The organism is Nocardia sp. NPDC051750 (genome assembly GCF_044453135.1).
Taxonomy (GTDB): Bacteria; Actinomycetota; Actinomycetes; order Mycobacteriales; family Mycobacteriaceae; genus Nocardia.
The window spans coordinates 148421-166016 of the sequence record NZ_JBITCK010000006.1; the positions used below are offsets into that span (position 1 = coordinate 148421).

The 17596-nt window shown below is 68.2% G+C and carries 15 protein-coding genes; 5 read left to right on the top strand and 10 right to left on the bottom strand.

Translation table 11 applies throughout. The features are described 5' to 3' along the window. Positions 1–652: 652 nt before the first annotated feature. On the top strand, positions 653–2230 hold the full coding sequence (locus ACIA75_RS25500; protein WP_397109078.1) for a serine hydrolase: 1578 nt from the start codon (positions 653–655) through the stop codon (positions 2228–2230). A gap of 200 nt (positions 2231–2430) precedes the next feature. After that, positions 2431–2763 (top strand): VOC family protein, encoded by a 333-nt coding sequence (locus ACIA75_RS25505; RefSeq protein ID WP_397108207.1) that lies wholly within the window; start codon positions 2431–2433, stop codon positions 2761–2763. A 73-nt stretch (positions 2764–2836) separates the two neighbouring features. Here the strand turns inward: ACIA75_RS25505 and ACIA75_RS25510 are convergent, their stop codons facing one another. The 7 genes from ACIA75_RS25510 to ACIA75_RS25540 all read right to left on the bottom strand — a co-directional run bounded on the left by ACIA75_RS25510 (position 2837) and on the right by ACIA75_RS25540 (position 9867). Then, positions 2837–5227 carry an ATP-binding cassette domain-containing protein gene (locus tag ACIA75_RS25510; RefSeq protein WP_397108209.1) on the bottom strand — a complete coding sequence of 797 codons (2391 nt, stop codon included), beginning with the start codon at positions 5225–5227 and terminating at the stop codon, positions 2837–2839. A 160-nt stretch (positions 5228–5387) separates the two neighbouring features. Then, positions 5388–5798 carry a VOC family protein gene (locus ACIA75_RS25515; protein WP_397108211.1) on the bottom strand — a complete coding sequence of 137 codons (411 nt, stop codon included), beginning with the start codon at positions 5796–5798 and terminating at the stop codon, positions 5388–5390. Further along, complete coding sequence (locus tag ACIA75_RS25520) at positions 5795–6184, bottom strand: helix-turn-helix transcriptional regulator (protein ID WP_397109080.1); 390 nt, start codon at positions 6182–6184, stop codon at positions 5795–5797. Before ACIA75_RS25520 ends, ACIA75_RS25515 begins: the two co-directional genes overlap by 4 nt. 221 nt (positions 6185–6405) lie before the next feature. After that, complete coding sequence (locus tag ACIA75_RS25525; protein WP_397108213.1) at positions 6406–7089, bottom strand: CE1759 family FMN reductase; 684 nt, start codon at positions 7087–7089, stop codon at positions 6406–6408. Further along, positions 7086–7568, bottom strand: a complete 483-nt coding sequence (locus tag ACIA75_RS25530) for a MarR family winged helix-turn-helix transcriptional regulator (RefSeq protein ID WP_397108215.1) — start codon at positions 7566–7568, stop codon at positions 7086–7088. The genes ACIA75_RS25525 and ACIA75_RS25530 overlap by 4 nt, the downstream gene beginning before the upstream one ends. Positions 7569–7639: 71 nt before the next feature. Beyond that, positions 7640–8800: an LLM class flavin-dependent oxidoreductase gene (locus ACIA75_RS25535; protein ID WP_397109082.1), complete on the bottom strand. Its 1161-nt coding sequence runs from the start codon at positions 8798–8800 to the stop codon at positions 7640–7642. A gap of 65 nt (positions 8801–8865) precedes the next feature. Further along, the gene (locus ACIA75_RS25540) at positions 8866–9867 is read right to left on the bottom strand and encodes a helix-turn-helix transcriptional regulator (RefSeq protein WP_397108217.1); all 1002 of its coding nucleotides are present in this window, start codon (positions 9865–9867) and stop codon (positions 8866–8868) included. A 91-nt stretch (positions 9868–9958) separates the two neighbouring features. On the opposite strand from ACIA75_RS25540, the gene ACIA75_RS25545 reads away from it, so the two are divergent. Beyond that, on the top strand, positions 9959–11197 hold the full coding sequence (locus ACIA75_RS25545) for an FAD-dependent oxidoreductase (RefSeq protein ID WP_397108219.1): 1239 nt from the start codon (positions 9959–9961) through the stop codon (positions 11195–11197). Positions 11198–11307: 110 nt separating this feature from the next. Here ACIA75_RS25545 and ACIA75_RS25550 read toward each other — a convergent pair whose 3' ends face one another. Genes ACIA75_RS25550 through ACIA75_RS25560 form a run of 3 tightly spaced genes read right to left on the bottom strand, consistent with a single transcriptional unit; the run spans position 11308 to position 14302 of the window. After that, positions 11308–12354, bottom strand: coding sequence for a phosphotransferase (locus ACIA75_RS25550; protein ID WP_397108221.1), 1047 nt, complete (start codon positions 12352–12354; stop codon positions 11308–11310). After that, positions 12351–13406, bottom strand: coding sequence for a TIGR03857 family LLM class F420-dependent oxidoreductase (locus ACIA75_RS25555; RefSeq protein ID WP_397108223.1), 1056 nt, complete (start codon positions 13404–13406; stop codon positions 12351–12353). Before ACIA75_RS25555 ends, ACIA75_RS25550 begins: the two co-directional genes overlap by 4 nt. After that, positions 13403–14302, bottom strand: a complete 900-nt coding sequence (locus tag ACIA75_RS25560; RefSeq protein ID WP_397108225.1) for an SDR family NAD(P)-dependent oxidoreductase — start codon at positions 14300–14302, stop codon at positions 13403–13405. Before ACIA75_RS25560 ends, ACIA75_RS25555 begins: the two co-directional genes overlap by 4 nt. 211 nt (positions 14303–14513) lie before the next feature. Here ACIA75_RS25560 and ACIA75_RS25565 point away from each other — a divergent pair, with 211 nt between their 5' ends. Both ACIA75_RS25565 and ACIA75_RS25570 read left to right on the top strand, forming a co-directional pair. Continuing rightward, positions 14514–15872, top strand: a complete 1359-nt coding sequence (locus tag ACIA75_RS25565) for a cytochrome P450 (protein ID WP_397108227.1) — start codon at positions 14514–14516, stop codon at positions 15870–15872. Beyond that, positions 15872–17545, top strand: coding sequence for an FAD-dependent oxidoreductase (locus tag ACIA75_RS25570; RefSeq protein WP_397108229.1), 1674 nt, complete (start codon positions 15872–15874; stop codon positions 17543–17545). The genes ACIA75_RS25565 and ACIA75_RS25570 overlap by 1 nt, the downstream gene beginning before the upstream one ends. Positions 17546–17596 lie beyond the last annotated feature (51 nt).

The following is a 17596-nucleotide window of genomic DNA, read 5'->3' on the forward strand; positions in this document are numbered from 1 at the left end:
ATCGGAGCAACGGAGTTTCGAATCCTCCCACGCACAAACCATTCTCGGCGACCAGGCGCACCACCCCTTGCGAGCGGGTACCTGCCGCGGCGACCGAGTCCCGCACACTCCCGGCCACTCGCGGCAATACGCCCTGATTGCCACATGATTATGTCAAGTAGGTTCGGGACGGTGGACATGCCGGATGTCGACTTCACCGAATTCTCGTGATCCCCGGCGACTGCCCGCGTATCGACCTCGAAGCCCATCGGCAACAGCAGCCCGCTTTGTCGAATATCGCCGATCCCCGCCCGCCGACGCCCCCCTCCCCTGACAGCCTCCGCAATAGAACAAGACTACCCATAAGCGTCACTGTGACGTATTGGATCCGCGCGGGAAGGATTGAACCCGCCGGCGACGCAGGCTTCGAGATGTCTCGGCGCACGGCGCCGGCCGCGGGGGCGGCGAACAATGCGGCGACGGCGGGTCGAGGGTTCCGGGCGCGGGGCGGGCCGGATCGATGTGGTGCGTCGGTGAACGGGCACGGGTGGCCGTTCGACCCGCAGGGGTGACGCGGTGACGCGGCAGAACGCTCCGCGGGCGATACGCTCGGGGTTCTGGGCTCGTATCAGCGATGACCTCTCGGAGGCGGGCTATGCGCGGACGTCGGTTGATGGTTCTCGGTGTCGCGGCGGTGACCGCTGCGGGGCTGCTCGCGGGGTGCGGTGAAATCGAGGAACCGGTGCCGTCCGGGGCGACGGCGGGAACGAGTAGCGGGCCGCCGCATCCCGACCGGGCGGCGGGGGTCGCCATTCCGGACGGCCGGGTCGAGCACATTCTGGGCCGGGTGGAACAGCGCGCCGAGGAGTTGATGCAGTCCACGGGTATTCCCGGTATGGCGGTCGCCGTCGTCTACGACGGGAAGGTCGTGTACGAAAAGGGCTTCGGGGTGCGCGAGGTGGACACGGAGCAGCCGGTCGGTCCGGGCACGGTGTTCCAGTTGGCGTCGGTGTCGAAATCGGTGGGTGCGACGGTGGTGGCGCGGCAGGTCGCCGACGGGGCGGTCGCTTGGGACACCCCGGTGCGTCAGTCCGACCCAGGTTTCGCATTGCAGGATCCCTATGTCAGCGACCATGTGACCGTCGGTGACCTGTACGCGCACCGATCGGGGTTGCCCGAGCATGCCGGGGATCGGCTGGAGGATCTGGGGTTCGACCGGGCGGCGGTGCTGGAACGGTTGCGGTTGCTTCCGTTGTCGCCGTTCCGCGCGTCCTACGATTACACGAATTTCGGGCTCACCGCGGCCGCGGCGGCGGTCGCCGAGCAGGCTCGGCTCGATTGGGCGGAACTGTCGGAGCGGAATATCTACGAGCCGCTGGGGATGACGGCGACCAGTTCCCGATATGCAGATTTCGCGGCGGCGCCGGATCGGGCCGTGGGACATGTGCTGGTGGACGATTCGTACCGGCGGGCGGAACCGGGGCGGCAACCGGATGCGCAGTCGCCGGCGGGCGGGGTCAGTTCCTCGGTGGCGGATATGGCGCGGTGGATGACGATGGTGCTGGGTGACGGATCGTATGAGGGGAGGCAGGTGGTGGCGCCGGAGGCGTTGCAGCCCGCGATATCACCGCAGGCGGTGTCGTCCCCGCCGGCCGCACCGGATGCGCGGGCGGGGTCGTACGGGTTCGGTTTCAATGTGGGTACGTCGGCGGCGGGCCGGGTGGTGCTGAGTCATTCGGGGGCGTTCAATGCGGGTGCCGCGACGGCGTTCACGCTGATCCCGTCGGCGGATGTGGGGATCGTGACGCTGACCAATGCGGCGCCGATCGGGGTGCCCGAGACGTTGAACGCCGAGTTCGCCGACCTGGTCCAGTTCGGGGAGATCCGGGAGGACTGGGAAAACCTGTACCGGGCTGCGTTCGCGCAGATGGACGCGCCTTCCGGGGAGCTGGCCGGTAAGGTGCCTCCCCCGGCGCCGGCTCCCGCTCGTCCGTTGGACGGTTATGCGGGTGTGTACGGGAACGACTATTTCGGTCCGGCGACGGTCGAGGTGGACGGTGACCGGTTGATGTTGACGTTGGGGCCGGGAAAGGTGACCACACCGCTGCGGCATTGGGACGGCGATACGTTCGTGTTCACCCCGTCGGGCGAGAGCGCGGATCCGGGGACGGTATCGCAGGCTCGTTTCGACGGTGACCGGTTGTGGCTGGAGTTCTACGACACCGACGGGCTCGGTACGTTCGTCCGTTGACCCTGCCGGGCGCTCCCCCGGGGGGTTTGCAGGTCACCGCCGCGTCCCGATTTCGACACGGTGTTTCCGGTGGCCGGGAGCGTTATCGGCGGGTGGGTAGGCTGCGCTTCGAATGGCACGGTCTTTCGTTCATCGCGGTCACATTCCGCTCGGTCGTTTCGGTCCCGGAGGCGACCGTGCTGCAGCGAGAGGGAGAGCAGATGAGTTCTACGATTCGTAGCGTTGTCATCCCGGTGTCCGATCTGGCCGCCGCGAAGTCGATCTATTCGGCGCTGTTCGGCGCACCGCATACCGACCAGCCGTATTACGTGGGCTATTCCGCCGACGGGTTCGAGATCGGCCTGAACCCGAATGGTGATGTGGCGGAGGGGCCGGTGGCCTACACCGATGTCGACGATGTCGAGGCGGTTCGCGCCACTCTCCTGGCTTCCGGTGCGACCGAGCGCAGTGCCCCGCGCGAGGTCGCCCCGGGGGTGCGTGTCTGTGTGCTGCAGGACGGCGACGGGAACGCGTTCGGTCTCCGCGGTAAGTAGCGGAACCTGTGCGGCCGGGAGAATACCTCCCGGCCGTACAAGTTTATCCGAAATCGTTGTGCCCGAATCGGTTTCAGGCTCCGACGTAGTCGGCGAGGTGCTGGCCGGTGAGGGTGGAGCGGTCGGCGACCAGGTCGGCGGGGGTGCCTTCGAAGACGATCGTGCCGCCGTCGTGGCCGGCGCCGGGCCCCAGGTCGATGATCCAGTCCGCGTGGGCCATCACCGCCTGATGGTGTTCGATGACGATCACGGATTTGCCGGAGTCTACGAGCCGGTCCAGCAGGCCCAGCAGTTTTTCGACGTCGGCGAGGTGCAGGCCGGTGGTCGGCTCGTCGAGCACGTAGATGCCGCCGGTATCGGCCATCTGGGTCGCCAGCTTGAGCCGCTGCCGTTCACCGCCGGACAGGGTGGTGAGCGGTTGCCCGAGTTTGATGTAGCCCAGGCCGACGTCGACCAGGCGGTCGAGGATTTTGTGCGCGGCCGGGATACGGGCGTCGCCGGCGCCGAAGAACTCTTCGGCTTCGGCGACGGACATGGCGAACACTTCGGCGATATTGCGGCCGCCGAACGTGTACTCCAGCACCTGGGCCTGGAACCGCCGGCCTTCGCATTCCTCGCAGGGCGATTCGACGGTGGCCATGACACCCAGGTCGGTGTAGATCACGCCGGCGCCGTTGCAGGTGGGGCAGGCACCTTCGGAGTTGGAGCTGAACAGGGCGGGTTTGACACCGTTGGCTTTGGCGAAGGCTTTGCGGATCGGGTCGAGCAGCCCGGTGTAGGTGGCCGGGTTGCTGCGCCGGGAGCCCTTGATCGGCGTCTGGTCGACCGATACCACGCCGTCGCGGCGGGCCACCGAACTGTCGATGAGTGAGCTCTTACCGGAACCGGCGACGCCGGTGAGGACCACCAGCACGCCGAGCGGGATGTCGACGTCGACATTGCGCAGGTTGTGCGAGGTGGCGCCACGCACCTGCAGGGTGTCCGCGGGGGTGCGCACGGACGGTTTCAGGGCGGCGCGGTCGTCGAGGTGGTGTCCGGTGATGGTGCCGCTGGCGCGCAGGCCGTCGACACTGCCTTCGAACATCACTTGCCCGCCGTCGGTGCCGGCGCGGGGGCCGAGGTCGATGATGTGGTCGGCGACCGCGATGACCTCGGGTTTGTGTTCGACGACCAGGACGGTGTTGCCCTTGTCGCGCAGTTGCAGCAGCAGTTCGTTCATCCGCTGAATATCGTGCGGGTGCAGTCCGATGGTCGGTTCGTCGAAGACGTAGGTGACATCGGTGAGTGAGGAGCCGAGGTGGCGGATCATTTTGGTGCGTTGCGCTTCACCGCCGGAGAGGGTGCCCGCGGGGCGTTCCAGTGACAGGTAGCCGAGGCCGATATCGACGAAGGAGTCGAGGGTCTGGCCGAGGGCGGTCAGCAGCGGGGCGACGGACGGTTCGTCGAGGCCGCGCACCCAGCCGGCCAGATCGCTGATCTGCATGGAGCAGGCGTCGGCGATGCTGATGCCCTTGATCTTCGAGGATCGGGCTTCGGCGCTGAGCCGGGTGCCGTCGCAGTCGGGGCAGGTGTCGAAGGTGATCGCCTTGTCGACGAACGCCCGGATATGGGGTTGCATCGCTTCGCGGTCCTTCGACAGGAACGATTTCTGGATCTTCGGGATCAGGCCCTCGTAGGTGACGTTGACGCCTTCGACCTTGACCCTGGTGGGTTCCTTGTACAGCAGATCGTTCAGCTGCTTTTTGGTGAATTTTTTGATCGGTTTGTCCGGGTCGAAGAACCCGCAGCCGCGGAAGATGCGGCCGTACCAGCCGTCCATGCTGTAGCCGGGGATGGTGAGCGCGCCGTCGTTGAGTGATTTGCTGTCGTCGTAGAGGGCGGTGAGGTCGAAATCGGAGACCGACCCGCGACCCTCGCAGCGCGGGCACATCCCACCGGTGACGCTGAAACTGCGCCGTTCCCGGACAGTCTGACCACCTTTTTCGACGGTGACGGCGCCGGCGCCGCTGATGGAGGCGACGTTGAAGGAGAACGCCTGCGGTGAACCGATATGGGGTGTGCCGAGCCGGCTGAACAGGATGCGCAGCATGGCGTTGGCGTCGGTGGCGGTGCCGACGGTGGAGCGCGGATCGGAGCCCATCCGTTCCTGGTCGACGATGATCGCGGTGGTCAGCCCGTCGAGGACGTCGACATCGGGGCGGGCCTGGTTGGGCATGAAACCCTGGATGAACGCGCTGTAGGTTTCGTTGATCAGCCGCTGCGATTCCGCGGCGATGGTGCTGAACACCAGGGAACTCTTCCCCGAACCGGAAACCCCGGTGAATACGGTCAACCGGCGTTTCGGGATTTCGACGCTGATGTCTTTGAGGTTGTTCTCGCGTGCGCCGTAGACGCGGATCAGGTCGTGGGTGTCGGCGACGTGCGGTTCCGCCGATCGTGTGCCGGACTTCGTGGCCGTGCTCATCTGCTCTCCCTCTGCTGTTCGGGCCCGTGCGTGCGGTCCTCACCGCCGTCGTCCGGTCGATCCAACCAGACGGCGCCGACAGTGTCCGGCGCCTGCCCGGTGGTGTATCGAAGGTCGCGCCGGCTTCGCTACGACCGGCGCGACGAGGTGGTTGTCGTGCTCAGCCGGCCTGCTGGATGCGGATCATGTTCCCGGCGGGATCGCGGACGGCGCAGTCGCGGATTCCGTACGGCTGATCGGTGGGCTCCTGGATGATGTCGATGTCACCGGCTTGCAGCCGGTCGAAGGTGGCGTCGAGGTCGGCGGCGGCGAGGTTGATCCCGGCGTAGGTGCCTTTGGCCATCATCTCGGTGATGGTGCGGCGTTCGTCGTCGGTGATGCCCGGGTCCACGGCCGGTGGGGTGAGCACGATGGAGATGCCGGGCTGACCGACGGGGCCGACGGTGATCCAGCGCAGCCCTTCGTAGCCCACGTCTTTGCGCACTTCGAAACCGAGGAGGTCGCGGTAGAAGGCCAGCGCCGCGTCCGGATCGTCGTGCGGGAGGTAGCTGGAATGGATGGTGAGGTTCATGACGACGACGCTAGCCGCGTCGCGGTGACCTGCGCTTCTCGATTCCTGATCGGTCTGGTCACCTGTTTGGCGACACAGCTCGGCATCCCGGCCGCTTCGCCGGCCGCTTCCTGCCGGTAGGTGCTGGGCGGTACGCCGACCAGTTCGGTGAACCGGGTGCTGAAGGTGCCGAGTGAGGAGCAGCCGACGGCGAAGCAGACCTCGGTGACGCTCATATCGCCGCGGCGCAGCAGGGCCTTGGCGCGTTCGATCCGCCGGGTCATCAGGTACCCGTAGGGCGATTCGCCGTAGGCGAGGCGGAATTGGCGGCTCAGATGACCGGCGGACATGTTGACTCCGCGGGCGAGCGCGGCGACGTCGAGAGGCTGCGCGTATTCGCGGTCCATCCGGTCGCGGACCCGCCGCAGCAGCGCCAGGTCACGCAGACGCGGATCGGCTGCCGGTTTGCTGGTCACTGGAGAATCGTGCCATACCGGGCGGTCGGCTGCCCAGACCCGGCAGTTCGCCGGAGACACAGCCGGACGGGTGGCGCCGCTGCTCCGGGCAGCGGCGCGGGCTGGGTTCGTATCGGCTCTCCCCCGCTGCCCCGGCTTCCCGCCCGGCGTGGTTACTTCCCGCCGCCGGCTGCGAGACGCATGAGATCGGTGTCGAGGTCGACACCGGTTTCGGTGCCGCCGGCGCTGCCGAAGGTGTGCTGGTAGCTGTCCCAGGATTCGTTCTTGACCTGGTGGGCGAATTCGCTCTGCATCAGCAGGACCAGTTCCAGGGCGGCGCGGTCGATGCGCTTGTTCAGGTCGGTGTCGTTCCAGTCCTCGGAGGCGGCGAACAGGGACGTGGGCACGGTCATGGTGCGCAGGTAGGCGAACAGGGCCCGCATCTGTTCGTCGACGACCAAGGCGTGCCGGGCGGTGCCGGCGGTCGCGGCGAGGATCACCGGTTTGGCGATCAGCAGGTCGTTGTCGAGGACGTGGAAGAACGAGGTGAGCAGGCCGCTGGGGGCGGCCTTGTAGACCGGGGCGGCGACAACCAGCCCGTCGGCTGCGGCCAGTTTCTCGACGGCGGCGGTCATTTTCGGGCCCATGAGCTGGGATACCAGGGCCGTGGTGATCTCGGTGGCCAGTTCCCGGAGGTCGATCACGCTGACCGTGACGGCCGCGCCGCGGCGGGCGGCCAGTGCGCCGACTCGCGCGGCAGTGCGGTCGGCGAGCATCCGGGTCGACGACGGGTTGCTGGTTCCGCCGCTGACCACGACCAGCCGGTAGGGGTCGTGCACCTGCCCGTTCGTGTTCATGGTTGCTTCCTGTTCGTGGTGTCGGCGAGTTTTCCGCAGATTTCTTCGAGGCGGCGCAGGTCGTCGTCGCTGAGCGCGCGGGTCAGGGCCCGCGCGACACCGACGGCGTGCCGGCCGCCGATCCGGCGCTGCCGGGTCCGGCCCTCGGGGGTGAGGGAGAGCCGGACCCCGCGCCCGTCCCGGCTGTCGCGGGTTCGCTGGACGAAACCGCGGTCGACCAGCCGGTCCACCATCCGCGACAGCGCGGGCTGGGTGAGCAGGACGTGCCGGTTGAGCTCGGCGGGCCGGATCGGTTCGGGGCATTTCGACAGCGTGTAGAGGACGTCGTATTCCCGCATGGTCAGGCCGTGCCAGACGTCTTCGGCCGCGAACTGTTTCATCAGCAGAGCGTGCGCGGTCAGCAGCGACTCCCAGGCATCGTTGGCGAGCCGGCTACTGGTTCGACGTTCCACTCCCGCCTCCGGGCCCGGCTCGCTCACGCTCTGTCTTCCTGGCGTGAGCGAGGGCCCTCCGTGGTTACGCTCCGCTGCCTTATCCGGGGCTGACCCGCTCACGCCAGGGCGTCCTGGTAGGGGCTGGCGCCGGCGAGGTTGTCGCCCTGGTTGGCGTTCGGGCGGGCCTGCCGTGGTGCGGCGTCGCCGTATTGTGCGGTGACCAGGGACTGGTGGGTGGGCGCGTCCGCGGATTCGGGGTCACGCCGGGCGTCCAGTTCCTTGCGCAGCACGGGAACGACTTCTCCGCCGAGCAGGTCGAGCTGGTTCAGCACGGTTTTCAGCGGAAGCCCGGCATGGTCCATCAGCCACAGTTGACGCTGGTAGTCGCCGAAGGTGTCGTGGAAAGTGAGGGTCTTGTCGATGATCTCCTGCGGGCTGCCGACCGACAGCGGTGTCATTTCGGCGAAATCCTCCAGGGTGGGGCCGTGGCCGTAGACCGGTGCCTCGTTGAAGTAGGGCCGGAATTCGTTCCATGCGTCCTGGGATTTCTTCGCGATGTAGGCCTGACCGCCGAGCCCGACGATGGCTTGTTTCTTGGTGCCGTGGCCGTAGTGCTCGAACCGCTGCCGGTAGAACTCGATGAGCTGCAGCGAATGTGCGGTGGGCCAGAAGATGTGATTGGCGAAGAATCCGTTGCCGTAGTAGGCGGCCTGTTCGGCGATCTCCGGAGTGCGGATGGAGCCGTGCCAGACGAACGGCGGCACACCGTCGAGGGGGCGCGGCGTGGCGGTGAAACCCTGCAGCGGCGTGCGGTACTTACCGTCCCAGTCGACGACGTCTTCACGCCACAGCCGGTGCAGCAGGTTGTAGTTCTCCAGGGCGAGAGGCAGGCCGGCGCGGATGTCTTTACCGAACCAGGGGTAGACGGGGCCGGTGTTGCCGCGACCGAGCATGAGGTCCATCCGGCCTTTGGACAGATGCTGCAGCATCGCGTAGTCCTCGGCGATCTTCACCGGGTCGTTGGTGGTGATCAGGGTGGTCGCGGTGCTCAGGATCAGCCGCTCGGTGGCGGCCGCGATATGCGCGAGCAGCGTGGTCGGCGAGGAGGAGAAGAACGGCGGGTTGTGGTGCTCGCCGATGGCGAACACGTCGAGCCCGACCTCTTCGGTCTTCTTCGCGATCTGCACGCTTGCGTCGATTCGCTCGGCTTCGCTGGGTGTCACGCCGGTCACGGGATCGCGCGTGATGTCGCTGACCGAGAAGATTCCGAACTGCATTGATGTCACTCCCACCGATCGATTTCTATGCATTTGCATCTACCTGAACGGCGGGGTGGGCGGGGTTATTCCGCGAGGGGTCCGGCGATACCGGCCCAGCGGTCGGTGAGGCGACGGCAGGCTTGGACGAGCTCGACTGGGTGCAGGTCGGTGAGTTCGGTGTCGAAGGTGGCGAGGATCCCGGCGACGCCCGCCCAGGACCAGGCGCCGAGAGTGAGCCGGCAGTGCTCGGTGTCGAGGTGTTCCACGACGGAGCCGCCCGGTGCCCAGCGGGCCACGATGTGCGCGGGCAGGCCGAGTCGGGCGGTGCCGGTGCATTGCCAGTCGGCGGGGGTGTCGCCGCGGTCGTGGGTGCTCATCACGAAATGGGCGAGGTCGTCGCCGGGAAGCGTGCGGGGCGAGAAAGGCTGTGTGGTGCGGCGGGGGTGCAGTCGATCCACACGGTGCACCCGCCATCGATGGTCGGTGAGGTCGTAGGCGACCAGGTACCACCGGGCGGCCCAGACGACCAGGTGATGCGGCTCGATGCGGCGGGGCGGCCGGAAGTCGTGGTCGCCGGGTTCGGGCCGGGTGCCGTCGGGGCGCAGTGTCTCGGTGACGAGTAGATGGCGGTGGCGCACCGCGGTGCCGACGGCGGTGAGGGCGGCCGGATCGATCGGGGGCGCGGGAAACTCCCAGTAGTTCTGCAGCCGGGTCAGGCGCAGGGATTCCATGGATGCCCGCAGCGCCGGGGGCATGACCTGCTGCAGCGTGGCCAGTGCCCGCGCCGCGTCGTCGCCGAGACCGAACATCGTGCTGGGCGCGGTTTGCAGGGCCACCGCGATCGCGAGGGCTTGATCGTGGTCGAACTGCAGTGGCGGCAGGGTGCGCCCGGCGCCGAGCCGGTAACCGCCGTCGGGGCCGTGGACGGTGGTGATCGGGTAGTCGAGCCGGCGCAGGGTGTCGATATCGCGGCGGACGGTGCGCTCGCTGACCCCGAGCCGGGTGGCGAGTTCGCGCAGTGACCACTGCCGCCCCGATCCGAGCAGGGACAGCAGTCGCAACGCTCGGTGTGAGGTGTTCGCCATCGTCCCATCATGACCGGTAGTGGCCATTCGGTGTCCACTACCGGTGTCAGGGTGGGTCTCGAACGAACAGCGGCGGGAAGGACATTCGGATATGCGGGTAGTGGTGGTCGGCGGCGGGATCGGCGGGCTCGCCCTGGGGGCGGGTCTGCGTCGCCGAGGCTTCGAGGTGGCGGTATTCGAGCGCGACACCGATGTGGCGGCGACCGGTGGTTACCACATCACGCTGGACGAGCGCGCGCAGTCGGCGCTGCAGGGGCTGGTGGAACCACAGATCATGCAGCGGTTGCTGGCCTCGGGTTCGGCGCTGCGACTGCGCGAGCGGGACGCGTTCTGGGACCGCCGCGGCCGGCTGCTCGGCCACGGGCCCGATCTCGGCGACAGCGGCAGTATCGACGTCGACCGGGTCACTCTGCGGATGCTGCTGGCCGAAGCGGTCGGCGAGGATTTACACCTGGGGTGCAGTGTGTCCGGGGTCGGGCTGGACGACCACGGCGCGCCGCAGGTGCTGTTCACCGACCGGGCACCGGTCTCGGCGGATCTGGTGGTGGGCGCGGACGGCACCCACTCGGTGGTCGCCCGCCACCTCGCGGGAGGCCCGACCAACAGCCCTGCGGGCATCATCGGGTTCTCCGGCCGCACCCTGCTGCGAGACCTCGGCCCGGGTGAGCGACAGCGGCTGCGACCCCGGTCGGGGCTGGCGGTGGGCCCGCGCGGCGCGGCGCTCTATCTGGGTTTCCTCGACCCGGTCGGCAACGCCGCGCTCGACGCCCCCGAGTTGCGGATGTCGGTCACGACCGGGCCCACCTATATCTGGGGCGCCATGTTCCCCGAATCGGCCGCGACCGATTCGCTGCGCGACCTGCCGTGTGGCGAGTTGCGGGACGCGTTGCTGTCCCGGTTCCGCGCCCATCACTGGGCCGAGCACACACTGGAAGTCATCGCCCGGGCCGACCCGGACAGTGTGGCCGCGTTCCGTTTCAACGCCGCGTCCACCCGCGCGGCGGATCTCGCGCCCTGGCCTGCGGGTCGTATCACCGCGCTCGGCGACGCTGTGCACGCCACACCACCGACCGCCGGAATGGGTGCGGGCGCGGCCATCCGCGACGCCGCCGACCTGCTCGAACACCTCAGTACTGTCGCCGCCGGAACCGCTGTCCTCACCGATGCCGTGGATCGTTTCGAAACCGGTATGCGCCGGCGAGGCAGCGAAGTTCTCACCCTGGCCATGAAGACCGTTCGGTGGATCTTGGCCACCGACACCACACTCGGTGCGGCGGCCACCGCCGCGAGCACCCCGATTCTGGCCGCGGCCGCCCGGCTACGTCACTGACGCCCCCCGACGCGCGCCCGCGCCCTCGACTCGGAACGGGTGTCGCCACACGCGGGCTCCGACAGCCGGAGGGTGGCGCTGGCTGTTCCGTGACGGACCGGAGTGGCAGGTCAGCGGATCGGGGCCGGTTGCGCCGACAGCGAGTCCAGGTCGCGGATCGCGGCGCAACTACGCCGGACCATGGTGGCGAACATGGCGTCGCCTCGTTCGGTCGGAGTTCCGTAGGCGGCGCCGAAGAGGGCGACGAGCGGTCCTTGTAGGGCGGCGAACCGGTAGTCCTGCAGGCAGTCGTCGAGTGGGTAGTCCCTGACACCGAGTTCGACCAGGCGCCGGTGATAGGTGGCGACCAGGGCCTTTTCCGCGGTTCGGCGGGCGTCCGGGTCGAGGCTGGTGGTGATGAAGTACGCGAGGTCGCGGGCGGGCAGACCCAGGTTGACGGTCTGCCAGTCGACGGCGGTGACCTGCGCCGGTTCGCCCGCGCCGAACAGGAGATTGTCCAGGCGGTAGTCGCCGTGGACGAGGCCGAAGCGTTCGGGGCGCGCGATCAGCCAGTCGGCGATGGTGTCGCCGCAGGCGCGGACGGTGTCGTGATCCTCGGGGCTGAGCCGGTCGCCGAGCCGGTCGAGGAAGATCTCGGTGGTCGGTCCGTAGAGTTCGGCCAGCGTGCCGGCTTCCTCGGGACCGTTGCGGCTGAATCCTTCGATATCCAGCAGGGTCTCGTCGCACCAGCGCGGTGCGTGCAGCCCGGCGAGGTTCGCGACGGCCGGATGAGCCTCCGTGACCGGGCAACCGGCGATCTGATCGCCCTGGCGCGCCGGGGCCAGATCCTCCAGCAGGAGCACGAACTCGGCGCCGTCACCGTGGATTTCGGCGTGATGGCAGCGGGGCGTGCGGACGGTGACCGTGCCGGCGATCTCGGTGTAGAAGCGGACCTCCTGGCGGTAGGCGCCGGCGAGCATGGCGCGCGTACCGGGGTCGGCGGCGGGGAGTTTGGCCAGCAACCGGTCCGGTACACCGTCTCCGGTGAGCCTTAGCCGGTACACCGAGCCGATCTGGCCGGTGCCGACGGGTTCGGCGGTGACTTCGCGGACGGGTCGGCCCAGGACGGTGGCGAGCCATCCTGGGGTCAGGTCGCCGATGTCGACGGGTGGGGTCACCGGGAGCTCCTGTCGGGGGTGCGGTGCCGGCGCCACGCCGCGACCACCGGTTCCAGTTCGGTAGGGGTGTTGCCGTGCAGGATGACGCCGTCGACGCCGGCGGTGAACTGGTCGGCGATCCGGGCCGCGCACTGCGCGGGGGTGCCGGTGGCCGAGGCGGCGAGCCATTCGGCGGGCAGTAGTTCCTCGACGGCGGTGAGGGTGTCCGGGTCGGCGACCGCGTCGAGCGCGCCACCGGCGCCGGTGACCAGCGGGTGGGCGCGGAAGTCGTCGAGTATCTGCTGATCCCAGCCGTTGACCCGGACCAGGATGTCGCCGTAGCCCTGCAGGTAGGTGCCGAGGCGGCCGACGAGTTTGCGCAGGCGGGCGGTGTCTCCCTGTGTGTCGTCCACGACGGCCAGCACTGCGTGGATGCGGACGCTGTGCGGGTCGCGGCCGGCGGCTTCGGCGGCGGTGCGGATGGCCTCGACCGCGCGGGCGGTGGTGTCATCGGTGAAGAAGGTGTGCAGGACGACAGAGTCGGCGATCTCGCCCGCGAGGCGGAGGGTGTTGGGCCCGATGGCGGTGAGGGTGATCGGGATGTTCTCGTCGTAGGTGGGGTCGAGTTGCAGCAGCGGGTACGTGCCGGCGGGGCCGTCGTGGCCGAGGACGGTGTCGCCGTGCCAGAGGCGGCGGTAGAGGCCGACGGCGTCGCGGATCTGTGCGGAGGTGATGCGTGGGAGGCCGATCACGTCGAAGAGGGCGGCGAAGCCGCGGCCCAGGCCGAGGCTGTAGCGGCCCCGGGTGAGCCGGTGCAGAGTGACCGCGCCGGCCGCGGTGACCAGCGGGTGGCGCGTGTTGTGGTTGGTGGCGGCGGTACAGATGTGCAGGTCGCGGGTGACGGCGCCCGCGGCGGCGGCGAGGGTGAACGCTTCTTTGGTGTTGAAACGTTCGGACAGGAACAGCGTGCCGAGTCCGAGTTCTTCGGCGGCGCGGGCTTCGTCGAGCAGGATATGCGGGTCGATGGCGTGCCCGGCGAGGCCGTAGCAGCCCAGTTCGGGGAATTCGCTCATCGGTCACCGGCCTGGGCGTTGCTGCCGCTGACCATGGCGTGCAGCTCGTCCTGGGTCCACGGCGGGGTGTCGTTGTGGTCGCGGAAACCGAGAATGCTGGGGGTCGGGCGGTCGTAGCGGCCGAGGAACCCGCCCGCGGCGACGAATATCTGCCCGGTGACCTTTTCGGCGGCGGCGCCGGCGAGGTACAGGTAGAGCTGGGCGGCGTAGTCCGCCGGTGGGGCGTCGAGGGCGGCGTTCTTGCTCATCTCGTCGAGCATGCCGCGGCGGTAGAGCTCCATGATCTTGGCTTCGTAGGCGAAACCGCTGGAGAGACGGGTTTTGGCGCCGGGGCAGACGACGTTGGCGCGCACATCGTGTTCGGCGAGTTCGGCGGCGATGGCGAGGGTGAGGCTGTTGACCGCGCCTTTTCCGGCCGCGTATCCGGTGCCGCCGTAGTCGCCGAGGTAGGCGAACGAGCTGGTGTTGACGATGCTGCCGCGCCGTTGCGCGACCATTTTCGGGGCGGCGGCGCGGCAGGTGTTGAACGTGGTGGTCAGATGGGAGTCGAGCAGGGCACGCCAGTCGCGGGTGGTGACGTTGAGGATCGACGATTCGGCGGGTTCGGCGATACCGGCGCAGTTGACCAGGATGTCGATGGTGCCGAAGGTGCGGAGACAGGTGTCGACGAGTTCGGTGGCGATCGCTTCGTCGGCCGCGCTGCCCGCTACGCCCACGGCCCGCTGACCGGCGAGGGTCACCGAGTTGACGGTGCGTTCGACGGCGGATTCGTTGCGGCCGTTGACGACGACTCCGGCGCCGTGCCGGGCCAGGGCGTGGGCGACGGCGTATCCGATACCGCTGGTGGCGCCGACGACCACGGCTCCGCGTCCCCACAGTGTGTGCTGCCCGCTCATGGACCTGCTCTCGTCTCCGGTGCCGGCGACCGACCGCCGAACACTATTCCGTACAGGTGTCCGGACAGTATGGCACCCTGGCGGTACTGCGTCAGCGGATCGTCGAGTTGAGGAAATGCGTACGACCTTGCCTCGAATCAACACCCCGTAGTACTGTCTGGACAGGTGTCTACCATAGATCCTGGACAGTAATCTGGGGAAGGATTTCCACATGACTTCGGTGAAACCGCCGCGGGTGTCCGGAGGCGAGCACGAACACGGCCACCTGGAAGAATTCCGCACCGACCCGATCGCGCTGATGCGCCGGGTCCGGGAGGAATGCGGCGATGTGGGCGAGTTCGAACTCGCGGGCCGCCACGTCATCCTGCTCACGGGAGCCGAAGCCAACGAATTCTTCTTCCGGGCCGCCGATGAGGACCTCGACCAGGCCGCCGCCTACCCGTTCATGAAACCGATCTTCGGCGAAGGCGTGGTCTTCGACGCCAGCCCCGAACGCCGCAAGGAGATGCTGCACAACTCCGCGTTGCGCGGCGACCAGATGCGCGGGCACGCCGCCACCATCGAACGCGAAGTCGATCGGATGCTGGCGAACTGGGACGACGAAGGCGAGATCGACCTGCTCGATTTCTTCGCCGAACTCACCATCTACACCTCCTCGGCCTGCCTGATCGGGACGAAATTCCGCGAGGAACTCGACAGCCGGTTCGCGCACCTCTACCACAACCTGGAACGTGGTACCGACGCGCTCGCCTACGTGGACCCGTACATGCCGATCGAGAGCTTCCGGATCCGCGACGAATCCCGGGCGAAGCTGGTCGAACTCGTCCAGGAGATCATGGATGTCCGGATCGCGAACCCGCCCGCCGACAAAGAAGACCGCGACCTGCTCGATGTCCTGGTCTCGGTCAAAGGCGAGGACGGCAACCTGCATTTCAGTGCCAGCGAGGTCACCGGCATCTTCATCTCGATGATGTTCGCCGGTCACCACACCACCTCCGGCACTGCCGCGTGGTCGGTGATCGAACTGCTGCGCCACCCCGAAGTGCTGTCGGGCGTGGTGAAGGAACTCGACGAGCTCTACGCCGACGGGCAGGAGGTCAGCTTCCACGCGCTGCGGCAGATCCCGCAGCTGGAGGCTGTGCTGAAGGAAACGCTGCGCCTGCATCCCCCGCTGATCATTTTGATGCGGGTGGCGCAAGGCGAATTCGAGGTGTGCGGGCACACGATCGCCCCCGGCGACCATGTCGCGGCGACCCCCGCGATCTCGAACCGGCTGCCCGAGGATTTCCCGAACCCGGACAGCTTCGACCCCGGCCGCTATATCGACCCGAATCAGGAAGATCTGGTCAACCGCTGGACCTGGATCCCGTTCGGCGCCGGCCGGCACCGCTGCGTGGGCGCGGCGTTCGCGCTGATGCAGCTCAAGGCCATCTTCTCGGTGCTGCTGCGGGACTGGGAGTTCGAGATGGTGCAGCCCTCGGAGACCTACCGCAACGACCACTCCAAGATGGTCGTGCAACTGCAGCAGCCGTGCCGGGTGCGCTACCGCCGCAGGAGCCGGGAGAACTGATGGCCTACGTCATCACGCAGCGCTGCTGCAACGACGCGAGCTGTGTGGCCGAATGCCCGGTGGACTGCATTCGGCCACGCCCGGAGGACCCGCAGTTCACGACCGCGGAGATGCTCTACATCGATCCGGATACCTGCATCGACTGCGGCGCCTGCTACGAAGCCTGCCCGGTGGACGCGATCTACGCCGAAGAGGACCTGCCCGCACACCTGGACGGATTCCGCGACGTCAACGCCGGCTGGTTCGCGAAACATCCGCTGGAACCGGATATGTCGCCACCACCGCCGGTGCAGCGGCTCGCCAAGGACCTCGGCACACTGCGGGTGGCGATCGTCGGCACCGGGCCCGCCGCCTGCTATGCCGCCGAGCAGCTGCTCGGCGCCGGGTCGGTCGAAGTGGAGATGTTCGACCGGCTGCCCACGCCGTGGGGGCTGGCCCGCTACGGCGTGGCGCCCGACCATGCGCAGACGCGTGGGGTCACCGAAATGTTCACGGCCGCGTTCAAACGCGACACCCTGCAGATGTATCTGAACACCGAGGTCGGTGCCCATATCTCGCACGCCGAACTCCGGGAGAGCGCACACGCGGTGGTCTACGCGGTCGGCGCCCCCGCCGACCGCCGCCTTGATATTCCCGGCGAAGAGCTACCGGGCAGCCATTCCGCGACAGAATTCGTGGCCTGGTACAACGGCAACCCCGACTACGCAGACCGGGAATTCGACCTGTCCGGGGAGCGGGCGGTGATCGTCGGCAACGGGAACGTCGCCCTGGATATCGCGCGAATGCTCACCATGGACCCCGACGAACTGGCCCGCACCGATATCGCCGATCACGCACTCGCGGCATTGCGGCGCAGTGAAATCCGTGAGGTCGTGATCATCGGTAGGCGCGGTGTGCTCCAAGCGGCCTACAGTGCACCGGAATTCCGGGCACTGGGGCGGTTGTCCGGGATCGATATCGCCATCGACCCGGCGGATGTCGTACTCGACGAGGCCGCACAGGAATTCCTGGACGGCCCGGAAGCACCGTACGAGCTCGGGTTGAAAATCGCCGCAGCCGGCGAGTACGCGTCCCGCCCGCCACGTGAAGGGCACAAGCGGATCCGGTTCCAGTACTGCATATCCCCCACCGAGATCACCGGCGAGGACCGGGTCCGGTCCGTGCGCTACGTGCGCAACGAACTCACCGGACCCGCCGGTTCTCCCACCGCCCGGCCGACCACCGACAGCGGTGAATTGGAGGCTTCCCTGGTTGTGCGGGCGGTCGGCTACCGCGGGCAACCGATCGGGGATCTGCCGTTCGACGACCGGCGCGGGGTGCTGCCCACCGAATCGGGCCGGGTGGTCGACGCCGCCGGACTTCCGGTGCCGGGGGTGTATGCGGCCGGATGGATCAAACGTGGACCACGCGGTGTGATCGGCTCCAACCGAGCCGACGCCGCGGAAACCGTGGCCGCGATACTCGCCGACTTCCGGGCCGGCGCACTACCCGCCCCGATCCGGGACCGGGCCGCGCTACTGGACCTCGTCCGGCAGCGGCAACCCGACATGCTGGATCGCACCGCCTGGCAGGCAGTGGACCGGGCCGAACGGGCCGCAGGGGCCGCCACGGACCGACCGCGGGTCAAACTCGCCACCGCCGAACAGTTGCTGGCTACCGCACGCCGCGGCTGAGACGCTTCGCCCGGCAGTAGGTCCGCCGCCGGGCATCCAGGACCTGCTGCC